The sequence below is a fragment of the Nocardioides abyssi genome, assembly GCF_030412915.1.
In the GTDB taxonomy this organism is placed as follows: Bacteria; Actinomycetota; Actinomycetes; order Propionibacteriales; family Nocardioidaceae; genus Nocardioides; species Nocardioides abyssi.
Genome location: NZ_JAUHJR010000005.1, coordinates 262,095 through 284,851 on the forward strand (window position 1 = coordinate 262,095; position 22,757 = coordinate 284,851).

At 73.0% G+C, this 22,757-nt stretch carries 16 protein-coding genes; 2 read left to right on the forward strand and 14 right to left on the reverse strand.

Annotated features, from left to right (window positions below):
• Positions 1 to 40 precede the first annotated feature (40 nt).
• The 12 genes from QWY29_RS13760 to QWY29_RS13815 form a co-directional block, all read right to left on the reverse strand.
• Positions 41 to 1,144: an Ig-like domain-containing protein gene (locus QWY29_RS13760; protein WP_300961595.1), complete on the reverse strand. Its 1,104-nt coding sequence runs from the start codon at positions 1,142 to 1,144 to the stop codon at positions 41 to 43.
• A 220-nt stretch (positions 1,145 to 1,364) separates the two neighbouring features.
• Positions 1,365 to 2,957 (reverse strand): glutamine-hydrolyzing GMP synthase, encoded by a 1,593-nt coding sequence (gene guaA / locus QWY29_RS13765; RefSeq protein WP_300961596.1) that lies wholly within the window; start codon positions 2,955 to 2,957, stop codon positions 1,365 to 1,367.
• Between the two features lie 414 nt (positions 2,958 to 3,371).
• Complete coding sequence (locus tag QWY29_RS13770; protein WP_300961597.1) at positions 3,372 to 5,150, reverse strand: GMC oxidoreductase; 1,779 nt, start codon at positions 5,148 to 5,150, stop codon at positions 3,372 to 3,374.
• Positions 5,150 to 6,772, reverse strand: a complete 1,623-nt coding sequence (locus tag QWY29_RS13775) for a succinic semialdehyde dehydrogenase (protein ID WP_300961598.1) — start codon at positions 6,770 to 6,772, stop codon at positions 5,150 to 5,152. The genes QWY29_RS13770 and QWY29_RS13775 overlap by 1 nt, the downstream gene beginning before the upstream one ends.
• A gap of 150 nt (positions 6,773 to 6,922) precedes the next feature.
• The gene (locus QWY29_RS13780) at positions 6,923 to 8,377 is read right to left on the reverse strand and encodes an aldehyde dehydrogenase (RefSeq protein WP_300961599.1); all 1,455 of its coding nucleotides are present in this window, start codon (positions 8,375 to 8,377) and stop codon (positions 6,923 to 6,925) included.
• 61 nt (positions 8,378 to 8,438) lie between these two features.
• Positions 8,439 to 9,551: an Rv3169 family protein gene (locus QWY29_RS13785; RefSeq protein WP_300961600.1), complete on the reverse strand. Its 1,113-nt coding sequence runs from the start codon at positions 9,549 to 9,551 to the stop codon at positions 8,439 to 8,441.
• A complete protein-coding gene (locus QWY29_RS13790; RefSeq protein WP_300961601.1) occupies positions 9,551 to 10,690 on the reverse strand; it encodes a phosphotransferase family protein in 1,140 nt (379 codons plus the stop codon). The genes QWY29_RS13785 and QWY29_RS13790 overlap by 1 nt, the downstream gene beginning before the upstream one ends.
• Positions 10,691 to 11,059: 369 nt before the next feature.
• A complete protein-coding gene (locus tag QWY29_RS13795) occupies positions 11,060 to 12,805 on the reverse strand; it encodes a glycerol-3-phosphate dehydrogenase/oxidase (RefSeq protein ID WP_300961602.1) in 1,746 nt (581 codons plus the stop codon).
• Entirely contained in the window at positions 12,802 to 15,570 is a 2,769-nt protein-coding gene (locus QWY29_RS13800; protein ID WP_300961603.1) for an alpha-amylase family glycosyl hydrolase, read from the reverse strand. Before QWY29_RS13800 ends, QWY29_RS13795 begins: the two co-directional genes overlap by 4 nt.
• A gap of 106 nt (positions 15,571 to 15,676) precedes the next feature.
• On the reverse strand, positions 15,677 to 16,486 hold the full coding sequence (locus tag QWY29_RS13805) for a carbon-nitrogen hydrolase family protein (RefSeq protein WP_300961604.1): 810 nt from the start codon (positions 16,484 to 16,486) through the stop codon (positions 15,677 to 15,679).
• Entirely contained in the window at positions 16,483 to 16,941 is a 459-nt protein-coding gene (rnhA, locus tag QWY29_RS13810; RefSeq protein ID WP_300961605.1) for a ribonuclease HI, read from the reverse strand. Before rnhA ends, QWY29_RS13805 begins: the two co-directional genes overlap by 4 nt.
• A gap of 27 nt (positions 16,942 to 16,968) precedes the next feature.
• Entirely contained in the window at positions 16,969 to 18,075 is a 1,107-nt protein-coding gene (locus QWY29_RS13815; RefSeq protein ID WP_300961606.1) for a GuaB3 family IMP dehydrogenase-related protein, read from the reverse strand.
• A gap of 70 nt (positions 18,076 to 18,145) precedes the next feature.
• On the opposite strand from QWY29_RS13815, the gene QWY29_RS13820 reads away from it, so the two are divergent.
• Both QWY29_RS13820 and QWY29_RS13825 read left to right on the forward strand, forming a co-directional pair.
• Complete coding sequence (locus tag QWY29_RS13820) at positions 18,146 to 18,718, forward strand: SigE family RNA polymerase sigma factor (RefSeq protein ID WP_300961607.1); 573 nt, start codon at positions 18,146 to 18,148, stop codon at positions 18,716 to 18,718.
• Entirely contained in the window at positions 18,715 to 20,016 is a 1,302-nt protein-coding gene (locus QWY29_RS13825; protein WP_300961608.1) for a hypothetical protein, read from the forward strand. The genes QWY29_RS13820 and QWY29_RS13825 overlap by 4 nt, the downstream gene beginning before the upstream one ends.
• Here QWY29_RS13825 and guaB read toward each other — a convergent pair.
• Positions 20,001 to 21,503, reverse strand: a complete 1,503-nt coding sequence (gene guaB, locus QWY29_RS13830; RefSeq protein ID WP_300961609.1) for an IMP dehydrogenase — start codon at positions 21,501 to 21,503, stop codon at positions 20,001 to 20,003. The genes QWY29_RS13825 and guaB overlap by 16 nt on opposite strands.
• A 308-nt stretch (positions 21,504 to 21,811) precedes the next feature.
• Positions 21,812 to 22,714, reverse strand: a complete 903-nt coding sequence (locus tag QWY29_RS13835; protein ID WP_300961610.1) for a GNAT family N-acetyltransferase — start codon at positions 22,712 to 22,714, stop codon at positions 21,812 to 21,814.
• Positions 22,715 to 22,757: the final 43 nt, after the last annotated feature.

Here is a 22,757-nt window from a genome sequence, read left to right on the forward strand (position 1 = left end):
ACCGGGCCGGCGTGGTGCGGGGCTGTGCTGGTCGTGCGGGTCAGCGGACGGTGATCACGTACCGCTTTGAGGCCGACGCCTTCACGCCCGAGGTGCCGCCGAACGCCGCGACGAGGACGTGCTTGCCCTTCTTCATCCTCGGCAGCGCGACCCGGGCCCTGCCGGACGCGTCGACCTTGCCGGCGCCGATGCGGCGGCCGTTGTCGGTGATGACGACCTTGCCACCGGCGACCGGGCTGTCGGCGCCGACGGTGACCGTGGCCGACCCCTTCCGCCGGGAGCTGAGCGAGAACTTCGCGGTGACGTGCGAGGCCATCTTGACCGTCGCGTCGCCGCCGGCGAAGAGGCCGACGTACGGCGTGACGTACTGCTTGTCGCTGCCGTGGCCACCGACGGTGAACGCCATCTGGAAGTGGTCGCCGGACTGCGCGATCGGGCAGGGCGCGGTGCCCTCCCGGCGGCTCTGGCACTCGGGCTGCTGGGTCGCCGGGCCCTTGAGCTCGCGGGTCGCCTTGACCGGGAACTGCAGCTCGAGCACGTCGCCCTGGCGCAGGGTGAACGGCGTGAAGTCGGCGTTGCCGACCACGATGCCGCCGTTGACGCCCTGGTCGAAGGCGAGCTCGCCGGTGCCGAGGTCCTGGTCCTCGCCGGCCTTCGTCAGGTCCCAGCGGACGTCCTCGTCGACGAACTCGACGCCGCGCGGGACCATGATCTCCGGCAGCACGGCGACCTTGCCGCTGCACGGGATGCTGACCAGGCCGATGTAGCCGCGGAGGTAGAACTTCTCCCCCACCTTCGGGACCTTCCCGGACGGCGACCTCCAGCTGACGTTGGCGCTGACACCGGTCGACGGCCCGCCGGTGATGCAGTCGATGACGGTGTCCTCGTCGTGCTTGCCGTCCTGCCACTCACCGCCCGCCGCGGCCGTGGCGACGCCGCCGAGGCCGGCGAGGGTGGTGGTGAGGACGAGCGCGGCGCCGGCCAGCAGGCCGGTGCGCCGCGTGCGGGTCGTGCCCGTCGTACGACGTCCGGTCGTGGCGGTGTGCACGGCGCTGTGGGAGGTGGCGTGGGGGGCGGTGCGCGGGGTGGTGCGCTCGGTGGTCCGCGGGGTGGTGCGGGTGACGATGCTGCTCAGGGGGGTCATGGCTCTGCGCTCTCGTGAGGGGTGCTTGGTGAGCACGACCCTCGCCGTCCCGGCGTCCCGGCCGACAGGGACAGCAGCACCGACCTCGTCCCGACCTCGCAGGGCGGTCACCGGGACACCCGTCCCGGGGGGGGCACCCGGGCAGGCCGGTCCGTGCTGACGAGAGGGGCACACGGTGTGCCCCTCTGGTCAGCAGAGCGAGGAGGCCCTCAGGCCCCGGTCACTCCCACTCGATCGTGCCCGGCGGCTTGGAGGTGATGTCGACCGTGACCCGGTTGACCTCGCGCACCTCGTTGGTGATCCGGGTGGAGATCTTCTCCATGACCTCGTAGGGCAGGCGGGCCCAGTCGGCGGTCATCGCGTCCTCGGAGGTGACCGGGCGCAGGACCACCGGGTGGCCGTAGGTGCGGCCGTCGCCCTGGACGCCGACGGAGCGGACGTCGGCGAGGAGCACGACCGGCATCTGCCACACGTCGCGGTCGAGGCCGGCGCGGGTCATCTCCTCACGGGCGATCGCGTCGGCCTGGCGCAGGATGTCGAGGCGGTCGCGGGTGACCTCGCCGATGATCCGGATGCCGAGGCCCGGGCCGGGGAACGGCTGGCGGTGGACGATCTCGGCGGGCAGGCCGAGCTGCTCGCCGACCTGGCGGACCTCGTCCTTGAACAGGGTGCGCAGCGGCTCGACCAGCTCGAGGTCCATGTCGTCGGGCAGGCCGCCGACGTTGTGGTGGGACTTGATGTTGGAGGTCCCGGCGCCGCCCCCGGACTCGACCACGTCGGGGTAGAGCGTGCCCTGCACGAGGAACGCGACCTTGTCGCCCTCGGTCGCGGCGCTCTGCTCGACGAACCCGGCGAGGATCTCGCCACGGGCGGCCTCGAAGACGCGGATGAACTCGCGGCCGATCGTCTTGCGCTTCTCCTCCGGGTCGGAGATGCCGGCCAGCGCGGTGAGGAACCGCTCCTCGGCGTCGACGACCTTGAGGTCCACCCCCGTGGCCGCCACGAAGTCACGCTCGACCTGCTCGGTCTCGCCCTGGCGCATGAGGCCGTGGTCGACGTACACGCAGGTGAGTCGGTCCCCGATCGCCCGCTGCACGATGGCCGCCGCGACCGCGGAGTCGACGCCGCCGGAGAGGCCGCAGATCGCGCGGCCGTGCTCGCCGACCTGTGCGCGGATCGCCTCGACCTGCTCCTCGACGATGTTGACCATCGTCCAGGTCGGCCGGCAGCCGGCGATGTCGTGCAGGAAGTGCTCGAGCACCTGCTGGCCGTGCTCGGAGTGCAGCACCTCGGGGTGCCACTGCACCCCGGCGAGGCCGCGGTCGACGTCCTCGAACGCCGCCACCGGGGTCACCGCGGTCGACGCCAGCACCGAGAAGCCCTCGGGGGCGGCCGTGACCGAGTCGCCGTGGGACATCCACACGCGGTGGGCGGCAGGTACGTCGGAGAGCAGCGTGCCCGGCTCGGTGACCGTGACGTCGGTGCGGCCGTACTCGCGGGCCCCGGTGTGGGACACCTCGCCGCCCAGGCCCTTGGCCATCAGCTGGAAGCCGTAGCACATGCCGAAGACCGGCGTGCCGGCCGTGAACAGCGTCGTGTCGATCGACGGCGCGCCCTCGGCGTACACCGACGACGGGCCTCCCGACAGGATGATCGCCTTGGGCTGCCGCGCCAGCATGTCGGCCACCGGCATCGTGTGGGGCACGATCTCGGAGTAGACCCGGGCCTCGCGCACCCGCCGGGCGATCAGCTGGGCGTACTGCGCACCGAAGTCGACCACCAGGACCAGGTCGTGCTCTCCCACCGCCGTCATGGGCGCAGCCTATCGACGGGCCCGGTCTCGACGCGCGTCGCTCCCCTCGCAGCCCACTCGTGGGTTTCGAGACGCGTCGCTCTCCCTCGCAGGCTCGGGTGAGCCGACGCTCCTCAACCTCCCGGCCTGGGTCTTCCGCCTCGCGAGCTCGGCGGAAGGGCCGCGAAAAAGCACCAGGGCCCGGCCGGGGAGGGAGGGTGGCCGGGCCCTGATCGTCCACGCATCTGTTGGACAGTGCTTGGACCACGACCCGACTCTTGGGAGGGAGCATGACTGCCGGGTCTGACCACCTCAACGACCGCCCCCGGAGCGGGTTACGCCGCGGGAGGAACGAAAAACGGCCCGGTCTGGACCGGGCCGTTCCTCGCAGCATCCATCCAGGTCAGAGCGGCTGCGGCCACTCCGACCGGTCGGTCACGACACGCCGACGATCGGCAGCCGCAGGGCGCCGGGGGCGCTGTCGGGGACGACGGGCGCCTGCGGGGCGACCGGGTCGACCCGGCGGTAGTCCGAGCCGAGGGCCGGGCGCCGGTCCTGCTCGCCCTTGTTCGGCCACAGCGCCATCGCGCGCTCGGCCTGCGCGGTGATGGTCAGCGACGGGTTCACCCCGAGGTTGGCGGTGACCGCGGAGCCGTCGGCGACGTGCAGGCCGGGGTGGCCGTAGACGCGCTGGTAGGGGTCGATGACACCGGTCTCGGCGGACTCGCCGATCGCGCAGCCGCCGATGAAGTGGGCGGTCAGCGGCATGTTGAACTGCTCGCCGATGTTGCCGCCGGGCGTGCCGCCGATGATCCTGGCCATCATCCGCACGGCGGCGTTGGCCGCGGGGATCCAGGTCGGGTTGGGCACGCCGTGGCCCTGGCGCGAGGTCAGGAAGCGCTTGTTCGTGCCGGGGATCTTCTGGGTGTACGTCGTGATCGAGTTGTCCAGGCTCTGCATCACCAGCGCGATGACGGTCCGCTCCGACCAGTGCCGCAGGTCGTAGAGGTCCTTGATGTTGGTGCGCTGCTTCCACGACTCCTTCAGCCACGTCCGCCAGCGCGGGACCGTGCCGTCGCCGTCGGTCAGCACCGTCTGCAGCAGGGACATGAAGTTGCTGCCCTTGCCGTAGCGGACCGGCTCGATGTGGGTGTCCTCGTCGGGGTGGAAGGAGGAGGTGATCGCGATGCCCTGGCTGTAGTCGATCTTCGTGTCGGGCGCGATCGCGCCCAGGATCGACTCGGAGTTGGTGCGCGAGAGGTAGCCGATGCGGTCGGAGACGCGGGGCAGGTGCCCCTCGTCCTTCATCCGGTGCAGGAGCCGCTGGGTGCCGAGCGCCGAGGCCGCGAGCACGACCTGGTCGGCGGTGAGCACCCGGGTGACGGTGCGGCGCGAGACCTTGGCCTTGGTGTAGCGGACGTGGACGTCGTACCCGCCGTCCTCGCGCGGCGCGATGCGGGTGACCGTGGTCAGCGGCAGCACCTTCGCCCCGGCCTGCTCGGCGAGGTAGAGGTAGTTCTTGACCAGGGTGTTCTTGGCGTTGTGCCGGCAGCCGCTCATGCAGGCGCCGCAGCCGATGCAGGTGGTGCGCTCGGGCCCGGCGCCGCCGAAGTACGGGTCCGCGACCTGCTCGCCCTGCCTCTGCTCGGGGCCGCCGAAGAAGACGCCGACCGGGGTCGGGTGGAACGTGTCGGCCACGCCCATCTCGGTCGCGACCTTCTCCATGACGTCGTCGGCCGGGGTGCGCAGCGGGTTCTCGACGACGCCGAGCATCCGCTTGGCCTGGTCGTAGAACGGCGCGAGCTCGGACTTCCAGTCGGTGATGTGGCTCCACTGCGGGTCGTTGAAGAACGCCGGCAGCGGCTCGTAGAGCGTGTTCGCGTAGACCAGCGAACCGCCGCCCACGCCGGCGCCGGAGACGATGAGGCAGTCGCGGAGCGCGTCGATGCGCTGGATGCCGTAGCAGCCGACCTCGGGGCGGAAGAGGTAGCGCTTGACGTCCCACGAGGTCTCGGCGAAGTCCTCGTCGCGGAACCGGGCGCCCGCCTCGATCACGCCGACCTTGTAGCCCTTCTCGGTCAGGCGCAGCGCGGAGACCGAGCCGCCGAAGCCCGAGCCGATGACGAGCACGTCGAAGTCGTGCCCCGCGTCGTTGCCGGCGGTGCCACGGGGCGTGCCGGGAGCGCCGGCGGGAGTAGCGGTGTCAGCGGTCATCAGGCACGTCCCAGCTTCTTCATCAGGCGGAGGTTGGCGGTCATGACCTTGGCGAAGGTCTCGTCGGAGAGCCCGAGCACCGGCGCGATGCGCATGACGCGCTGGGTCGCGACCGACTGGGTCTCGGTGTAGCGGAGGATGCCCTCGGCACCCTGGCGGCGGCCCACCCCGGACTGGCGCATGCCGCCCATCGGGGCGTCGAGGCTGGCGAACGTGGCGCCGAAGGCCTCGTTGATGTTGACGGTGCCGGCCTTGACGTGGCGGGCGATCGCGCGGGCGCGCGGGCCGTCCTGGCTGTAGATCGAGGCGTTGAGGCCGTACTCCCCCTCGTTGGCGCGGGCGATCGCGTCGGCCTCGTCGTGGAAGCGGTAGAGCGAGACGACCGGACCGAAGGTCTCGTCCTGGAAGCACGCCATGTCGGGCGTGACGCCCTCGAGGATCGTGGGCTCGAAGACGTACGGGCCGAGGTCGGGCCGGGCCTTGCCGCCGGTGAGCACGCGGGCGCCCTTGGCGACCGCCTCCTCGACGTGGTGGACGACCGCGTCGAGCTGCGCCTGGGAGACCAGGGAGCCCATGTCGTTCTCCCACGACAGCGTCGCCCCGAGCGTCATCGCCTGGGCGCGCGCGACGAACCGCTCGACGAACCGGTCGTAGACCTGGTCGGCGACGAAGATGCGCTCGATCGACACGCACAGCTGCCCGGCGTTGGAGAACGTCGCGCGGACGGCGCCCTCGGCGGCCTTCTCCAGGTCGGCGTCGCGCAGGACCAGCATCGGGTTCTTGCCACCGAGCTCGAGCGAGCAGCCGATGAGCCGCTCGGCGCACCCGTGGGCGACGACGCGACCCGTGGCGGTCGAGCCGGTGAAGCAGACGTAGTCCGCGCGCTCGATGATCCCGCCGCCGACGCGGGCGCCGGGGCCGGCCACGACCTGCCAGACGTCCGGCGGGAAGCCGGCCTCCTCCAGCAGCTGCGCGCCGAGCAGCGCCGAGAGCATCGTCTGGGCGTCGGGCTTGGCGACGACCGCGTTGCCGGCCATCAGCGCCGGCAGCCCGTCGGCGAGCGCCATCGTGAACGGGTAGTTCCAGGGCGAGATGATGCCGACGACGCCCTTGGGGACGCGGTTGACGTCGACCCGGGTCAGCACCGGCATCACGCCGGGGTGGCGGCGGGTGTCGAGGTGGCGGTGGGCGGTGCGCGCGTAGTAGCGCGCGGTCATCGCCACGTGCAGGGTCTCGTCGAAGGCGTGCTTCCGCGCCTTGCCGGACTCCAGCACGATCAGGTCGGTGATCTCGTCCTGCCGGTCGAGCACCAGGTCGTGGAAGCGCAGCAGCATCGCGGCGCGCTGGTCCAGGCTGGTCCGCGACCAGGCCAGCTGGGCCCGACGGGCACGCGCGAACGCGTCGGCGACGTCGGCGTCGCTGCTCTGCGGGACGTGGGCCAGCGGGGCGCCGTCGAGCGGGGAGAAGACCGCGTTGGCCTCCCCCGACGTCGCGTGCACGCGGCGGGTCAGCGAGGCGACGTAGTCCGGCTCCAGCGCGTACGTCGCGCCGGGCTCGTGCTCGGGGTCACGCGGACCCTCCACGAGCGGGCCGCCGGACGGGGACGGTGAGGAGGCGCTCATGTACCGAGAGTATGTGACCGCAGTCTCCTGGACTACCGAACGGTAGCGATTGTGGGACTGTACACATCGCCAACCACTGTCAACCGACAGTCAAGCGGCTGCCGGCCCGGCTGTCGAGAAGGCCCGTCGACCCGCCGTCCCCAGCGGTGGTCACATGGCCGGCGCGGTCGGGTAGATCGCCTTCAGCTCGGTGTACTGCGCCAGGCCCTCCGGACCGAACTCCCGCCCGATCCCGGACGCCTTGAAGCCGCCGAACGGCGCGGCGAAGTCCATCGTGTAGGTGTTGACGCCGTAGGTGCCGGCCCGCACGCGGCGGGCCACGTCGAGGCCCGCCTCGGGGTCGCCGGTCCAGACCGTGCCGGCCAGGCCGTAGTCGGAGTCGTTGGCGATGCGGACCGCGTCGTCGACGTCGTCGTACGCGATGACCGACAGGACCGGCCCGAAGATCTCCTCCTGCGCGATCCGCATCCGGTTGTCGACGTCGGCGAAGACGGTCGGCCGGACGTACCAACCGCGGTCGAGCCCGTCGGGCATGCCGTTGCCGCCGACGACGAGGCGGGCACCCTCCTCCTGGCCGAGCGCGATGTACTTCTCGACCCGCTCCTGCTGGCGCTGGGCGACCATCGGGCCGATCTCGGTGGCGGGGTCGGCGGGGTCGCCCACGACCATCCCGGAGACGGTCTCGGCGAGCGCCTCGACGACCGCGTCGTAGTTGGCGCGCGAGGCGAGGATGCGGGTCTGGGCCACGCAGGCCTGGCCGGAGTTCATCAGCGCGACGAACTTCAGCCCCTCCATCGTGGCCGCGAGGTCGGCGTCGTCGAGGACGATTGCGGCGGACTTGCCGCCGAGCTCGAGGCTGACCCGCTTGAGCTGCTCGCCGCAGACCGCGGCGATCTTGCGACCGGCCGCGGTCGAGCCGGTGAAGGCGACCTTGTCGATGCCGGGGTGGGCAACGAGGTGCTCGCCGACCTCGCGGCCGGCGGCCACGATGTTGACGACGCCGGCGGGCACGCCGGCCTCCTCGAGCAGCTCGGCCATCAGGTAGGTGTCCAGCGGCGTCTCCGGCGCGGGCTTCACCACGACCGTGTTGCCGGCCAGCAGCGCCGGGACGACCTTGGAGATGGTCGTGAACTGCGGGACGTTCCACGGCGGGATCGCCGCCACCACGCCGACCGGCTCGCGCCGGACGATCACCTCGGGGCCGAGCACGCCCGGCCGGGTCTCCTCCCACGGGAACGCGCGGGCGATCCCGAGGAACGCCTCGATCTGCATCCACGGCGCCGGCGACTGGGCCAGGTTGGAGAACGACGTCGGCGCGCCCATCTCGGTGGTGATCAGGTCGGCCATCTCGGCCAGCCTCGCGGCGTACAGCCCCGAGAAGGCCTGGACGACCTCGATCCGCTCCTCCGGTGACATCCGCGGCCACGGGCCCTCGTCGAAGGCCCGCCGTGCCGCCGCGACGGCAGCGTCGACGTCGGCGGCCGAGCCCTCCGGGACCGTCGCGACCACCTGCTCGGAGTGCGGCGAGACGACCTGCAGGGTCGCCGAGGTCGCCGGCGCGGCCCACCGGCCGTCGATGTAGAAGGCGTCGCGGTCGAGGGTCATGGGGTGCTCCTGGGGGTCTGGTGCTGGAGTACGACGGGTGGTGGCGGAGGTCGGCCGGGCGTCAGGGCGCGGTGGCGAACCAGTCGGCGAAGCCGCTGGGGTCGTGGCGGCCGATCGCGAAGTGCTCGAAGAGGCCCCAGCCCTCGGCGGTCGTCCCGCCCTCGTGCAGGACCGCGCGGCCGACGTGGTCGACGCAGCCGAACATGAACCGGCCCTGCACGGCCTCGTCGGCCATGTCGTAGGTCAGCCGCTCGACGTGCTTCTCGCCCTTCCACATGCCGTGGGTCCAGTCCGGGTCGCCGCCGTAGCCGCCGCCGACGTGCAGCGGCGCCGCCAGCAGCGAGGACACCTCGAGCCGGACCTCCTCGCCGCGACCGCTGGTGCAGGTGATCGTCGCGCCGGTCGGCTTCCGGGAGCCCGAGGCGTAGTGCACCTGCACGCGCGGCCAGCCGAGCTGCTCGACCCGCCCGTCGGCGTGGACGCGGTGGCAGTCGTTGAGGGTCCGGTAGCCAGACGGGTCCTCCTGCAGGATCAGCACGACGGCGTACTCCTCGAAGCGCATGGGGACGTAGGTCCACCACATGCCGTCGAACGGCGGGTCCGCCGGCGCGCCGGCGGGCTCGGCCTCGCCCACCGGGCGGATGCCCCAGGAGCGGTCGCGGGTGCCGACCCAGCGGTCCGGGGTGACCTCGATCCGCTCGCCGTCGACGTCGACGTGGCCAGTCCAGGTGCCGACCTGGGCGAACCGCTGCGCGTCGAGCGTGACCCGGGCGCCTGAGCGCAGCACGTGCGGCAGCTCCCGCAGGACCGGGAAGGAGCCCTCCCACGTCAGGTCGGCGGCGATCCCCTCGGTCTCCTCGATCGTGAGGTGGATGCGCTGCAGCGGCTCCTCGACCTCGAGCCGGTAGCCGCCGACGTGCTGGTTGAGGCGGTCGTCGTCGCACAGGTCGGAGAGGTGCAGCGCGGTCTGCTTGCCGTCGCGGGCGAGCAGCAGGAACGCGTCCTTGGTGCCGAGGTTGGGGTAGTAGCCCAGGCCGGTGATGAGGAACAGGTCGCCGGTGCGGTCGTGGGCGTTGAAGTAGCAGCGGTCGTAGAAGTTGCGGTCGCTGCTGGCGGGCCAGGTGACCGGGAGCGGCGCCTGGTGCAGCGGGTACTCGTCGAGCGGTCCGACCATCAGGCCCCCACCTCCACGAGCAGCCGGTCGAGCAGCGGCTTGTGGTGCATGAGCGCGTCGGGGTCCTCGGGGCGCTCGATCTCGCCGAAGTGGATCTGCCGGGCGCCGGTGCGCAGGAAGACGATGCACCACTGGACGGCGTTGTAGACGTGGTACCAGTGCAGGTCGCCGACCTCGACGCCGGTGAGCTGGCGGTACGTCGCCACGACGTCCTCCTCGCGGAGGAAGTGTGGCATCCCCGGCAGCTCCAGCGCGCCGGTGATCGACTCGAAGACCATGTGCGCGAAGACCATCCACGACAGGTCCAGCTCGCGCGGCCCGACGGTGGCCATCTCCCAGTCGAGCACCGCGACCGGTGCGAAGTCCTGGAACAGCACGTTGCCGATCCGCGAGTCGCCCCAGCACAGCACCGCGTCGCCCTGCTGATCGGGCAGGTGCGCCTCGAGCCAGGCGAGCCCGCGCTCGGTCACCGCGGAGCGGCCGATGTCGGGGACCGCGAAGTCGTACCACGCCCGGGTCGCCGCGAGGTTCCGCTCCAGCGGCGTGGCCCCCGCGTGGCCGTGGTGGGCCGGGTCGAGGAAGGCGAACGTCGCGCTCGCCTCGGGGATCGCGTGCAGCCGGGCCAGCACGCCGACGGTCGCGTCCTGCAGCGAGCGCTGCTGCTCCGGCGAGGCGTCGTGCAGCCAGTTGTCGCCGAAGTTGTAGGGCAGCACGTCCTGCGGCACCACGCCCTCGACGCGGTCCATGAGGAAGAACGGCGTCCCGAGCACCTCGCCGGTCGGCTCCATCCACCGCACCACCGGCACGGGTACGTCCGTCAGCTCGCCGACCAGCCGCATCGCGTCGTACTGGTCGCCCAGCGCGTAGTCGGGGAACACCGGGAAGTCCTCGGCCGCCGGCGCCACCCGCGCCACGAACCGGCCGACCCGCTGCTCGCCGCCCTCGGTCCACGTCACGTCCAGGGGCAGCGTCTCCGACGACATGCCGTTGGCGTCGGCCCCCGCGTGCACGACGACGGCCGGCGCCGCCCCCTCCGGCAGCTGGGTCGCCAGCCACGTCGAGAGCCGGTCGGCCAGCGTGCTGGGGTCCCGGCTGCTGCGCTGCAGCTTCATGTCCGATGGCGGCGGTGCCTGGGTCACGGGCGCTCCTCGTGGTCGGCCACGCGACGCGAGTGTGACGTGGCTCTCAGCGCCGCCAGCATCGGTGGAACGCGTTCTAGTTGTCAATGACACGTGTCAACCATGGGCCCCGCTGGTCGCCCGCTGGTTGAGCCGGGAGGCGCGCCAGCGCCGACCGTGTCGAAACCCCGTGAGGGGCGCAGTGCGGTGGTGACAGTCACCGGGTTTCGAGACGGTTGCCAGCGCAACCTCCTCAACCAGCAGGCGGTCGAGACCCGGCGAGAGGCGCAGGGCGGCGGGGACAGTCACCGGGTTTCGAGACGGTTGCCAGCGCAACCTCCTCAACCAGCAGGCGGTCGAGACCCGGCGAGAGGCGCAGGGCGGCGGGAGTCAGACGATGTCGGGGGCGCGGACGCGAGCCTCGTCGGCCTCCTGGTCGGTGAGCTGGAGCTGGCTCTGCCGCTCGGCCTCGACGCGGCGGAGGTAGTGGTCGACCTCGTCGGCGGTGCGGGCGTCGTCCCAGCCGAGCTCGGCGGCCATGAGCGCGGCGACGCCGGGGGCGGCGCGGGTGCCGCGGTCGAAGGTCTCGATGGAGATGCGGGTCCGCCGGGTGATCACGTCGTCGAGGTGGCGGGCGCCCTCGTGGGTGACGGCGTACACGACCTCGGCGGCCAGGTGCTCGTCCGCACCCTCGAGCGGCTCGCCGAGCTCCGGCCGGGCGGCGACCAGGGCGAGGAGGTCGTCGACGAGCGCGCCGTACCGCCCCAGCAGCGCGTCGATGCGCGCGACGTGCAGGCCGGAGCGGCGGGCGAGCAGCACCCGCTGGTTGGTCCGCGCCTCCCAGCCGTCCGCGCCGAGCAGCGGGACCCGGTCGGTGATCGACGGGCGGACGGTGAGGTTGCCGGTGATCCGCAGCGAGTGGGCCGCGGCGTCGACGGCGTCGCGCGCCATGACGCGGTACGTCGTCAGCTTCCCGCCGGCGATCATCACCAGCCCGGGGACGGGCGTGACCACGGTGTGCTCGCGCGAGATCTTCGACGTGGGCTCCGACTCGCCGCTCAGGAGCGGCCGCAGGCCGGCGTACACGCCCTCCACGTCGTCGTGGTCGAGCGGCTCGCGGAGGATCGCGTTGACCCGGTCGAGGACGTACTCGATGTCCGCGCGGCTCGCCGCCGGGTGGGCCTTGTCGAGGTCCCAGGCCGTGTCGGTGGTGCCGATGACCCAGTGCCGGCCCCACGGGATGACGAAGAGCACCGACGTCTCGGTGCGGACGATGAAGCCGGCCTCCGAGCGGATGCGGTCGCGGGGCACGACGAGGTGGATGCCCTTGGAGGCCTGGACGTGCAGCGCGCCGCGGCCGCCGACCATCTCCTGGACCTCGTCGGTCCAGACCCCGGCCGCGTTGACGACGACCTTGGCACGGACCTCGAGCTCGCGGCCGGTCTCCAGGTCGGTGGCGCGCACGCCGACGACCCGCTCGCCCTCGCGGAGGAACCCGGTCACCCGGGTGCGGGTGGCGACGGCCGCGCCGTGGGCGGCGGCGGTGCGGGCGATGGTGAGCACCAGCCGGGCGTCGTCGACCTGGCAGTCGTGGTAGCGGATCGCGCCGGTGACGGTCTCCGCGCGGAAGTCCGGCGCCAGCTGCGCGACCTGCCGGCGGGTGAGGTGGCGGTGCCGCGGGAGGCCCGAGCCGCCGGGCGCGAGGGCGGCCAGGCCGTCGTACAGCGCGAGCCCGGCGCCGACGTAGGGCCGTTCCCAGCCGCGGTGGGTCAGCGGGTAGAGGAACGGCACCGGCCGGACCAGGTGCGGCGCGAGCCGGGTGAGCAGCAGCCCCCGCTCGTGCAGCGCCTCGCGGACCAGGCCGAAGTCAAGCATCTCCAGGTAGCGCAGCCCACCGTGCACGAGCTTGGAGGAGCGGCTGCTGGTGCCGCTGGCCAGGTCGCGCTGCTCGACCAGCGCGGTCGACAGGCCGCGGGTGACGGCGTCCAGCGCGACCCCGGCCCCGACGACACCGCCCCCGACCACGAGCACGTCGAGCTCGTGGTCGGGGGCGGCCAGCCGGTCGAGGGCCGCCTCGCGGGCGGCCGGGCCCAGCGCGCTCGGGTCGGTCGGGACGGGCGCGCCGGACGGGCTCATGGCTCCAGTGTGGCCGACGGCTCGTGACTCACCTGGTCCCAGGTGAACCGGTACGTCGCGCCGCCCTCGGGCACCTCGAGCACCAGGTTGTCGCCGCCGGCCGCTCCCCCGGCGCCGTAGTTCTCGTCCCACGAGCCGTCGACGGCGACCTTCCACTCGTAGGTCCCGGCGGGCAGCTCGAAGGTGGCGTGCCACCGACCGTCGGTCGGGTCGAAGGCGAGCCGGCTCTCCTCGCAGGCCGGGTCCCAGTCGGCGGCACAGCCGATCTCGTCCTGCAGGCTGCCGGCGACCGCCACGCTCTCGCGGGCCGGCGTCGGTGCGGCGGTCGTGACGGTGACGGGACCGCCGACGACCCGCGGCGTGCCGGGCTCGAGCAGCACGGCGCGGTAGCGGACCCGCGTGCCGAGCGGCAGGCCGGAGACGTCGTCGCGGACCGTGTACGCCGGCGAGCTGGTGTCGGTGCCGATGACCGTCCACGCCCCGTCACCGACCCGCCGCTCGAACCGCACCGACTGGCCGGGCCGCTCCGGGTCGACCGTCGCGGTGACCGTGACAGGGTCGACGTTGCTGACCGTCCCGTCGGTGCCGGAGGTCGTGACGTCGACCGTCGGCGGGGCCACCCGGGTGGTGCGGACCCCGCTCACCCGGCTGTGGCCGCGGTTGTCGAGGACGGCGGCGCGGTAGGTCACCTTCGTCCCGGTCGCGAGGTCGCGGGTGTCGTGGAAGACCCGGTAGGGCGCGGAGTCGTCGGTGCCGATGTCGCGCCAGCGGCCGTTGCCGACCTTCGCCTGGAACGACACCTCGTAGAACGAGTCGCCGCCGACCTTGGCCGTCACCTCGGTGCGGCTGCGGGCGACCTTCGTCGGCGTGGGCCTCGCCAGGCGCACGGACGGCGCCTTGCGCGAGGCCGGGATGCGGTCGACGGAGGCGTAGACGACCGCGCCGAGCGGCGGCGCGGTCACGCGGAGGTCGCCGTCGCGGGCGCTGCGGAGGCTCGCCGGGCCCGCGCCGTGGACCTTGCGGAAGCGGCCGGCGTCGACCCACGTCGGCACCCGGACGGACCGGCGCTGCTCGGCGGTGTTGAGGACGACGACGTACTCCCGCTGCTGGCGCCGCTCGATGCGGGAGAACGCCACGACGTCCTCGCCCGCGACGCGGACCTGCTGGGCGCCGCGGCGCAGGGCGGGGTGCTGCTCGACGAGCCGGTCGAGGCCCGCGACCGCGCCGTAGAGCGGGTGGTCGGTGTCGAGGCTGTCGGTCGCCGGGGTCTCGTCGGTGCCGAGCTGGTCGTCGTCGACGTACTCCGGCACCTGGCTGGCGAACATGCTCTGGCGCGCGAGCTGGTCGCCGCCGGTGCCGGTGAAGCCCTGCTCGTCGCCGTAGTAGACGACCGGGTTGCCGCGCGAGAGGTACATCAGCTCGTGCCCGAGCACGTCCCGGCGCAGCAGCTCCTCGGGCGTCCGCTCCGCGTCGTCGGCGGCGAGGAAGTGGCCGAAGCGGCCCATGTCGTGGTTGCCGAGAAAGGTCGGCAGGGAGTGCACGTTGCTGTCGGCGTCGGTGTACCAGTCGTCGTCGCGGAAGAACCGCGCGAGCGCCCGGCCGCTCCCCTCCTTGGACACGAAGTCCCGCGCGGCCCACTGGAAGGGGAAGTCGAGGATCGCCTGCATCCCGTCGTGCGTCGTGTAGTGCGAGGTGAAGGCCTTCGCGGCGGCGTCGCTGCCGTCGAGCGCGACCTCGCCGAACATGAAGAAGTCGGGGTTGCCGTGGCTGCGGGCGAAGTCGAGCAGGCCCGGCCCGAACTCCTGCCAGAACGCGTCGTCGACGTGCTTCATCGTGTCGATGCGGAAGCCGTCGATGCCGAAGTCCTCGACCCAGGTGCGGTAGATGTCGATCATCCCGTCGACGACCCGCGGGTGCTCGGTGAAGAGGTCGTCGAGGCCGAAGAAGTCGCCGTACTGGCTGTCCTCGCCGGTGAAGGTCGTGTTGCCGCGGTTGTGGTAGAGCGTGGGGTCGTTGAGCCAGGCCGGGACCTTGAGGTCCTCCTCGCCCGGCTCGAGCACCGGCGTGTAGGGGAACGACGTGGCCGGGTCCAGCTCGGGGAACGGCCCCCCGCCGGTGTGGTCGCGGTCGTCGAACGGCGTGCCGTCGGCCGTGCGGTAGGGCTCGACGTCCTTGGGGACGTACGCCGTCCGCGCACCCTCCTCGTAGCCGATGACGTCGGCGGTGTGGTTGGTGATGATGTCGAAGAAGACCTTGATGCCGCGGTCGTGCGCGGCCTCGACGAGCTCGGTGAGGTCGGCATTGGTGCCCAGGTGGGGGTCGATCCGGGTGAAGTCGGTGATCCAGTAGCCGTGGTAGCCGGCCGAGGGGCCGTCCTCGAGCTGGACCGCCTTGTTCTTGAAGACCGGGGTCAGCCAGATCGCGTCGGTGCCGAGGCCCTCGATGTAGTCCAGCTGCGCGCGCAGGCCGTCGAGGTCGCCGCCGTTGAAGTAACCCTTCGCGGTGGGGTCGAAGCCGTGCTCGTCCTTGTCCCCCTCGATGCCGCCGGTGTCGTTGGCGGGGTCGCCGTTGGCGAACCGGTCGGCCATGACGAAGTAGAAGCTGTCGTCGGTGACCCCGGCCCGCAGCGCGTGCTGGGCGATGTCGCGGTCGCGACGGTCGCCCTCGGCCGCAGGAGCGGGGGCCGCGGAGACCGGCGCGGTCGGCCACAGCAGCGCGAGCGCGGCACCGGCGGCGACGAGGGTGGATGGGACGGTACGACGCACGACAGCCTCCCGAGTGATGGCGCTCACACGATGTGGTGAGAGCCAGGACCCTAGAGCGGGCCGCCGACAGCCGACAACCACCAGGTGGGGGAAGGTCCTCGGAGCCTCAGCCGCGGACCCGGCCGCCCAACGACGGCAGGTGGTCGGCGTGCATCGAGTGCCGCGCCCGGGTCGCCTTCACGAGCGCCGGGTCGAGCTCGCCGACCGCCAGCCCCTCCTCCTCGCCGAGCCGCTCGAGGGGCCGCCCCTCGGGGTCGTGGACCGCTGAGCCACCGATGAACGAGCTGCCGCCGCAGCGCCCGGTGAGTCCGGAGAAGACGACGTAGAAGGAGTTCTCCACCGCCCGCGCCGCGTAGTAGAGGTCGCGACGGTGCTCCCCGCCCGGGAAGTACGCCGCGGAGCTGAGGTAGCCCAGCGCGCCGTCGACCGCCGCGGCGCGGGCGTGCTCGGGGAAGCAGCCGTCGTAGCAGATGCTCAGGCCCAGCTCGACGCCGTCGACGGTGATCGAGCAGCCGTGGTCGCCGGCCGCGAACCAGGGTCGCTCCGAGGGGTCGACGTGCTGCTTGTCGTAGGGGACGGTCACCTCGCCGGTGGGCCGGACCACGACCGAGGACAACGTACGGCGGTCCGCCCGCTGCAGGGCGGTGCCCACGACGACCACCAGGTCGGCCGCCCGCGCCACCTCGCGCAGCGGGTCGAGCTCGGGCCCGGCGACCCGCTCGGCCGTCGGGAGCGGGCCGTCGAACGCGGAGGCGTCGTACCCCGTCAGGAACGCCTCGGGCAGCACCAGCACCCGCACACCCCGGTCGCCGGCGTCGGAGGCGAGCCGGGCCGCGGTGGCGACGTTGGCGGGGAGGTCGCCGGCGACCGCTGCGGCCTGACCGGCGGCCACCAGCAGCGGGCCCGGCCGGGTCATGCCCGGGCCGCCGCGACCGCCTCGGCCAGCCCGCGGGCGGCGAGCCGGTCGGCGCGCTCGTTGCCCTCGTCGCCGTTGTGGCCCTTGACCCAGTGCCACTCGACGTCGTGCTCGGCGCAGGCGGCGACGAGCCGGCGCCAGAGGTCGGCGTTCTTGACCGGTTCCTTGGCCTTGGTCAGCCAGCCGTTGCGCTGCCAGCCGATCACCCAGGAGGTGATGCCGTTCCGAACGTAGGTGCTGTCGGTGTAGAGGTGCACCACCGAGCGGCGCTTGAGGGCCTCGAGCGCCTCGATGGGCGCCGTGAGCTCCATCCGGTTGTTGGTGGTGGGCTCGGCGAGGCCGCCGCACAGCTCGAGCTCGTGCACCCCCTGCCGCAGCAGGGCGCCCCAGCCGCCGGGGCCGGGGTTGGGGATGCAGGCCCCGTCGGTGTGGATGGTGACGGCCGGCTCGCTCACGGGCCGAGGGTAGTCGGCGTGCCGCCGTCAGACGACGACGACCTCGACCCGCTGGAACTCCTTGACCTCGGTGTAGCCGGTGGTGGCCATGGACCGCTTGAGCGCGCCGATGAGGTTCATCGTGCCGTCGGCGACACGGGAGGGGCCGAAGAGGATCTCCTCGGTCGTGCCGACGGTGTCGAGGTGGACGCGCTGGCCGCGCGGCAGGTCGGCGTGGTGGGCCTCGGTGCCCCAGTGGAAGCCGCGGCCCGGGGCGTCGCTCGCCCGCGCGAAGGGCGAGCCGACCATGACCGCGTCGGCGCCGCACGCGATCGCCTTGGCCAGGTCACCGGACTGGCCGATGGACCCGTCGGCGATGACGTGGACGTAGCGGCCGCCGGACTCGTCGAGGTAGTCGCGACGGGCCGCGGCGACGTCGGCGACCGCGGAGGCCATCGGCACCGCGACGCCGAGCACGGTCCGCGTGGTGTGGGCCGCGCCGCCGCCGAAGCCGACCAGCACACCGGCCGCGCCGGTGCGCATCAGGTGCAGCGCGGCCTGGTGGGTCGCGCAGCCGCCGACGATGACCGGGACGTCGAGCTCGTAGATGAACTCCTTGAGGTTCAGCGGCTCGGCCTGGGAGGAGACGTGCTCGGCCGAGACGGTCGTGCCGCGGATGACGAACATGTCGACGCCCGCGTCGACCACCGTCTTGGCGAACTCCTTGGTCCGCTGCGGCGACAGCGAGCCCGCGACGGTCACGCCGGCCTCACGCACCTGGCGCAGCCGCTCGGTGATGAGCTCCGCCTTGACCGGCTCGGTGTAGATCTCCTGCAGCCGACGGGTCGCGTCGTGCCCCTCGAGGCCGGCGACCTCCTCGAGCAGCGGCTCGGGGTCGTCGTACCGCGTCCAGATGCCCTCGAGGTTGAGCACCCCCAGGCCGCCGTGGTGGCCGAAGGCGATCGCCGTCTGCGGAGACATCACCGAGTCCATCGGCGCCGCGAGGACGGGGATGTCGAAGCGGTAGGCGTCGATCTGCCAGTCGGTGCTGACCTCCTCGGGGTCGCGCGTGCGCCGCGAGGGCACGATCGCCACGTCGTCGAAGGAGTAGGCACGCCGCGCGCGCTTGGCCCGGCCGATCTCGATCTCGGTCACCGGTGAAGCCTACCGAGGACGTCCGACGCCCCGGGCAACCGTTCGGCCGGGCCAGGCGGTAGAGGTGGTCATGGACACCATGACCGGCGACCGGCCGGCCACCACCTCGGGAGCACGCGTGGGCGCACACCCAGACGGGACGGCGGACTTCGACGGGTTCGTCGCCGCCCGCTCGACCGACCTGCTGCGCACGGCGTACCTGCTGACCCGCGACGCGTCGCTGGCCGAGGACCTGCTCCAGACGGCGCTGACCAAGGCGTGGTTCGCCTGGTCGCGCATCGAGGGGAACCCCGAGGCCTACGTCCGCAAGATCCTCGTCAACACCTTCGCCTCCTGGTGGCGCCGCCGATGGAACGGCGAGCAGCCCTGGGCCGAGCCGCCGGAGCCGCCGCCGGCCCCGGGCGGGCAGGCGGGGTCCGACCAGCGCCACGACCTCTGGGACGCCATGGGTCGCCTGCCCCGCCGGCAGCGCGCCGTCGTGGTGCTGCGCTTCGTCGAGGACCTCTCCGAGGCGGAGACCGCCCGGCTGCTCGGCATCAGCACCGGCACCGTCAAGAGCCAGACCAGCAAGGCCCTGGCGAAGCTGCGGATCGACCCCGCGCTCGCCTCCCCGACCGCGAGCACCACGGAGGACCCGGCGTGAACACCCTCGACGACCTGCGCGAGACCCTCCAGCGGCACGGCGACGCCGTCGCCGACCACGAGCGCCACGCCCGGCCCGCCGCCGTGCGGGCCCGGGTGCGGATCGCCCGCCGACGACGTACGACGACGCTCGCGGCCGCGGCCGCCTTCGTGCTGGTCGCCGGGGTCGGCACGGTCACGGCCGTCGTCGCGCCGGACCGGACCGAGGGCCCCGGGCCGGCGACCGAGGTCGTCGGCGTCACCGTCGCGGACTCGATCAGCGTGGCCGGCTTCCCCTACGCCTTGAGCACCACCGAGGTGCTCGACGACGGCGACCGGGTGCGCCTGCCGGAGACCACGGCGACCCGCGCGGTCTCCCTCGTCGCCACCGGTCTGGGCTCGGGCGCCGCCACGCTCTACGAGGCGGGCGAGGCCGTCGGCCGGGTCCGGGGCGCCGAGGCCGTCGACGTGCCGGTGCCCGTCTCGACCCTCGGGACCACCCTGCGCGTCGAGGTCGACGGCGCGCCGGCCGGCGCCCGGGTCGGGGTCGCGGTCTACGAGGGCACAGGCGCGCTCGCCGAGGGGGTCGACAACGGCCGGGCGGTGTTCCGCTCCACCATCGGGGCGGCCTCGTTGCTGGCCGCGGACTTCGCCGACGGCGGCGAGACCGAGGCATCGGTGACCTTCCGGGGCCGGCTGGGCGCGGTTCGCGTCGCGCGGTACTGCACGAGCGAGGAGCCCGGGCTCTGGGTCCACATCGACGTCGACGGCGACGGACCGATCTCGGGGCAGTGCAGCGCCGAGGACTCCGTGGACGCCGGCCCCTCCTGGTACTCCCTGGACGACCCGGGGCCGGTCGGTGACCACACGGTCCGCGCCTACCTCACTCGCGGCGAGAACGGACCGGAGGTCCGGCCGTCCGGGGCGGAGGTCGGCGTCGCGGTCTACCGGCAGTCGGCGCCGACCGTCGCGATGGCCGGGCTGGACGTCGAGACCGTCATCGAGCACGCCGGGCGCACCTGGCGGCTGGACCCCCTCGTGCCCGGCACGGGCGACACCTTCCGCGGCGAGCACGACTGGAGCACCGTGGTCGACACGGCCGACGGAGACGCCCTGGCCGTGCTCGTCGGCGAGGGCGGCCTGGTCCGGGCGACCTGGCAGGGCCGGCTCTCGCGCGGCGGCTCGGCGTCCTTCGGCAGCCAGGTGGGCCCGGCGGTCCTGGTCGGCGGCGTGCTGCTCGAGGGCGACGAGTACGACGTCCGGGTGCTCGCGCGCGGAACGGGTGCGCGGGCGGCCCTGCTGGTCTACCGGCCGTTGTAGTTGGGCGCCTCGGCGGTCATCTGGACGTCGTGCGGGTGGCTCTCCTTGAGCGAGGCCGAGGTGATCCGCACGAACTTGCCCCGCTCCTGCAGCTCGGGCACCGTCCGCGCGCCGATGTAGAACATCGACTGCGCGAGGCCGCCGATCAGCTGGTGCGCCACCGCGGCGAGCGGGCCGCGGTAGGCGACCTGGCCCTCGACGCCCTCCGGCACGATGAGGTCGTCGCTGACGACCTCGGCCTGGAAGTAGCGGTCCTTGGAGTAGGACTTCTTGCCGCGGCTGCTCATCGCGCCGAGCGAGCCCATGCCGCGGTAGGCCTTGTACTGCTTGCCGTTGACGAAGATCAGCTCGCCCGGGGACTCGTCGCAGCCGGCGAGCAGCGACCCGATCATCACGCTGTCGGCGCCCGCGACGAGCGCCTTGGCGATGTCGCCGGACTGCTGCAGGCCGCCGTCGGCGATGACCGGCACGCCGGCCGGCTTGCACGCGAGGGAGGCCTCGTAGACCGCGGTGATCTGCGGTACGCCGGCGCCGGTCACGACCCGCGTCGTGCAGATCGAGCCGGGGCCGAAGCCGACCTTGACCGCGTCCGCGCCGGCGTCGACGAACGCCTGCGCGCCGTCGCGGGTCGCGACGTTGCCACCGATGACCTGCACGTGCTTGGTCGCCGGGTCGGTCTTGAGCCGGCGGACCATGTCGAGCAGCAGGCGGACGTGCCCGTGCGCGGTGTCCGCGACCAGGACGTCGACGCCGGCGTCGATGAGGGTGGTGGCGCGCTCCCAGGCGTCGCCGAAGTAGCCGATCGCCGCGCCGACCATCAGCCGGCCCGAGGCGTCGTTGGAGGCGTGCGGGAACTGCTCGGACTTCACGAAGTCCTTGACCGTGATCAGCCCGACCAGGCGGCCCTGGTCGTCGACCAGCGGCAGCCGCTCCTTCTTGTGGCGGCGCAGCAGCACCGTCGCGTCCTCGCGGGAGATGCCGGCGGGGCCGGTCACCAGGTCCTCGGTGGTCATCACCTCGTCGACCTTGGTGGTGGCCCACTCCGCGACCGGGGTGAACCGCAGGTCGCGGTTGGTGATGATGCCCAGCAGGCGGTTCTCGCCGTCGACCACGGGGAACCCGGAGACGCGGTACTCCCCCGCCAGCCGGTCCAGCTCCTCCAGCGTCGCGCCCGGGCCGATCGTCACCGGGTTGGAGATGATCCCCGTCTGGGTCCGCTTGACCAGGTCCACCTGGTAGGCCTGGTCCTCGATCGACAGGTTGCGGTGCAGCACGCCGAGGCCGCCCTGCCGCGCCATCGCGATCGCCATCCGCGACTCGGTCACGGTGTCCATCGCCGCGCTCACCAGCGGCACCTTCAGGCTGATCTCGCGGGTCAACCGGCTCGTCGTGTCGATGTCCGACGGCGCCAGGTCGGAGTACCCCGGCAGCAGCAGGACGTCGTCGTAGGTGAGACCGAGGGCGGCGAACTTGTCCGGGAGCTCCACCCCACCAGCCTACTGGCGCCCGCCCCCTCTCCTTCTTCCGGTGGTCGAGGCGGGTGGGCTGCGGGTCGGTGCCGGGGGTGGGCGTCGGGGTCACCGGTTAACCGGTGACCCCTGCACATATCGGGGCAGATTTGCCCCGATATGTGCAGGGGTCGCGTCCGTCGTGGGGCTGGTGGGGCAGCCGAGGCTGGTGGGCCAGCAGGCTGCCCTCGCGGCTCGCGGCGTCTCGACACGCTCGACCCCGGGCGCCGTGCGGCTCAACCAGCGGAGGCGCATGCCGGCTCGACCGGACGGGTGGGGTGGCAGGGTCAGGCGGGCAGGGGCCGCAGGTCGCGGACGGGGACGCGGACGGTGAGGACGTCGCCGGCGAGGCGGATCCGGCCGCGCATGCCGGCGGCGAGCACCATCGGCAGGACGGCCTGGTTGTCCGAGCGGGTGGTCAGCACGATCTCCTGCGCGCCCCGGGAGTGGGCCAGGCGCGCGGCGTCGACGAGCAGCCGGGTGCCGACACCCCGCCGCTGCCAGGCGGGGTCGACCCGGAGGACGACCGGGCGGGCGTCGGGCTGGTCGGGCAGGGCGTCCTGCACCGTGGCCAGGCCGACCACGACGCCGTCGACGACCGCCGAGATCGAGTCCCCGTCGACGACGTGGCCGGGAGTGGCGCCGCTCCCGAGCCGTCGGCCCGGGGAGACCGCGATCGCGGACTCGGCGCGCGTGCGCTGCAGCACGTCGCTCACGAGGTCGGCCAACGCCGACCCGCGGGCGTGCTCGGTCGCGGTGAAGGCTGCGGTGCGGCGTACCTGCACCTGCACGTCGCCGACCGTCAGCTCCATGACGTCCTGGGGCGGGCCCGCGGGGTCGACGGGGTCGGCCTCGGCGTCGAAGAGGACGGCGACGACCTCGGGGAAGGACATCGGGTTGGCGAGGATGCTGCGGGCGGCCTGCACGTAGCGGGTGGGCTGGTCCCCGAGCGCCGCCTCGGTGCACGCCTGGACGACGACGTTGCGACCGCCGGCGCGCTCGACGAGGTGGGCGGTGCCCGAGGCCGACCACCCGGCGGGCGTGCTGAGCACCAGCTCGTCGGTGACGGCCTCGATCCCGGGGAAGATCTGCAGGCCGAGGATGTTCACCCCGGCCCGCCCGCAGTGCTGCGCGAGCACCGCCAGCGATCCGGGTCGGTCGGGAAGGGTCGTCCGCACTCGCCACAACATGCCCGCAGCCTGGCCCGGCGAGGTTGCTCGTCGGGGTCCGTCG

Bases quoted from the DNA above. Each gene is read 5' to 3' on its own strand.
- QWY29_RS13785 (WP_300961600.1), bottom strand. From the start codon at position 9,551: ATGGTCGGACCGCTCGACGAGTACCCGCTGCACCAGGCGCCGCTCCCG.
- QWY29_RS13835 (WP_300961610.1), bottom strand. From the start codon at position 22,714: ATGTTGTGGCGAGTGCGGACGACCCTTCCCGACCGACCCGGATCGCTG.
- QWY29_RS13805 (WP_300961604.1), bottom strand. From the start codon at position 16,486: ATGACCCGGCCGGGCCCGCTGCTGGTGGCCGCCGGTCAGGCCGCAGCG.
- QWY29_RS13795 (WP_300961602.1), bottom strand. From the start codon at position 12,805: ATGAGCCCGTCCGGCGCGCCCGTCCCGACCGACCCGAGCGCGCTGGGC.
- QWY29_RS13760 (WP_300961595.1), bottom strand. From the start codon at position 1,144: ATGACCCCCCTGAGCAGCATCGTCACCCGCACCACCCCGCGGACCACC.
- QWY29_RS13775 (WP_300961598.1), bottom strand. From the start codon at position 6,772: ATGAGCGCCTCCTCACCGTCCCCGTCCGGCGGCCCGCTCGTGGAGGGT.
- QWY29_RS13770 (WP_300961597.1), bottom strand. From the start codon at position 5,150: ATGACCGCTGACACCGCTACTCCCGCCGGCGCTCCCGGCACGCCCCGT.
- guaA (WP_300961596.1), bottom strand. From the start codon at position 2,957: ATGACGGCGGTGGGAGAGCACGACCTGGTCCTGGTGGTCGACTTCGGT.
- QWY29_RS13780 (WP_300961599.1), bottom strand. From the start codon at position 8,377: ATGACCCTCGACCGCGACGCCTTCTACATCGACGGCCGGTGGGCCGCG.
- QWY29_RS13820 (WP_300961607.1), top strand. From the start codon at position 18,146: ATGGACACCATGACCGGCGACCGGCCGGCCACCACCTCGGGAGCACGC.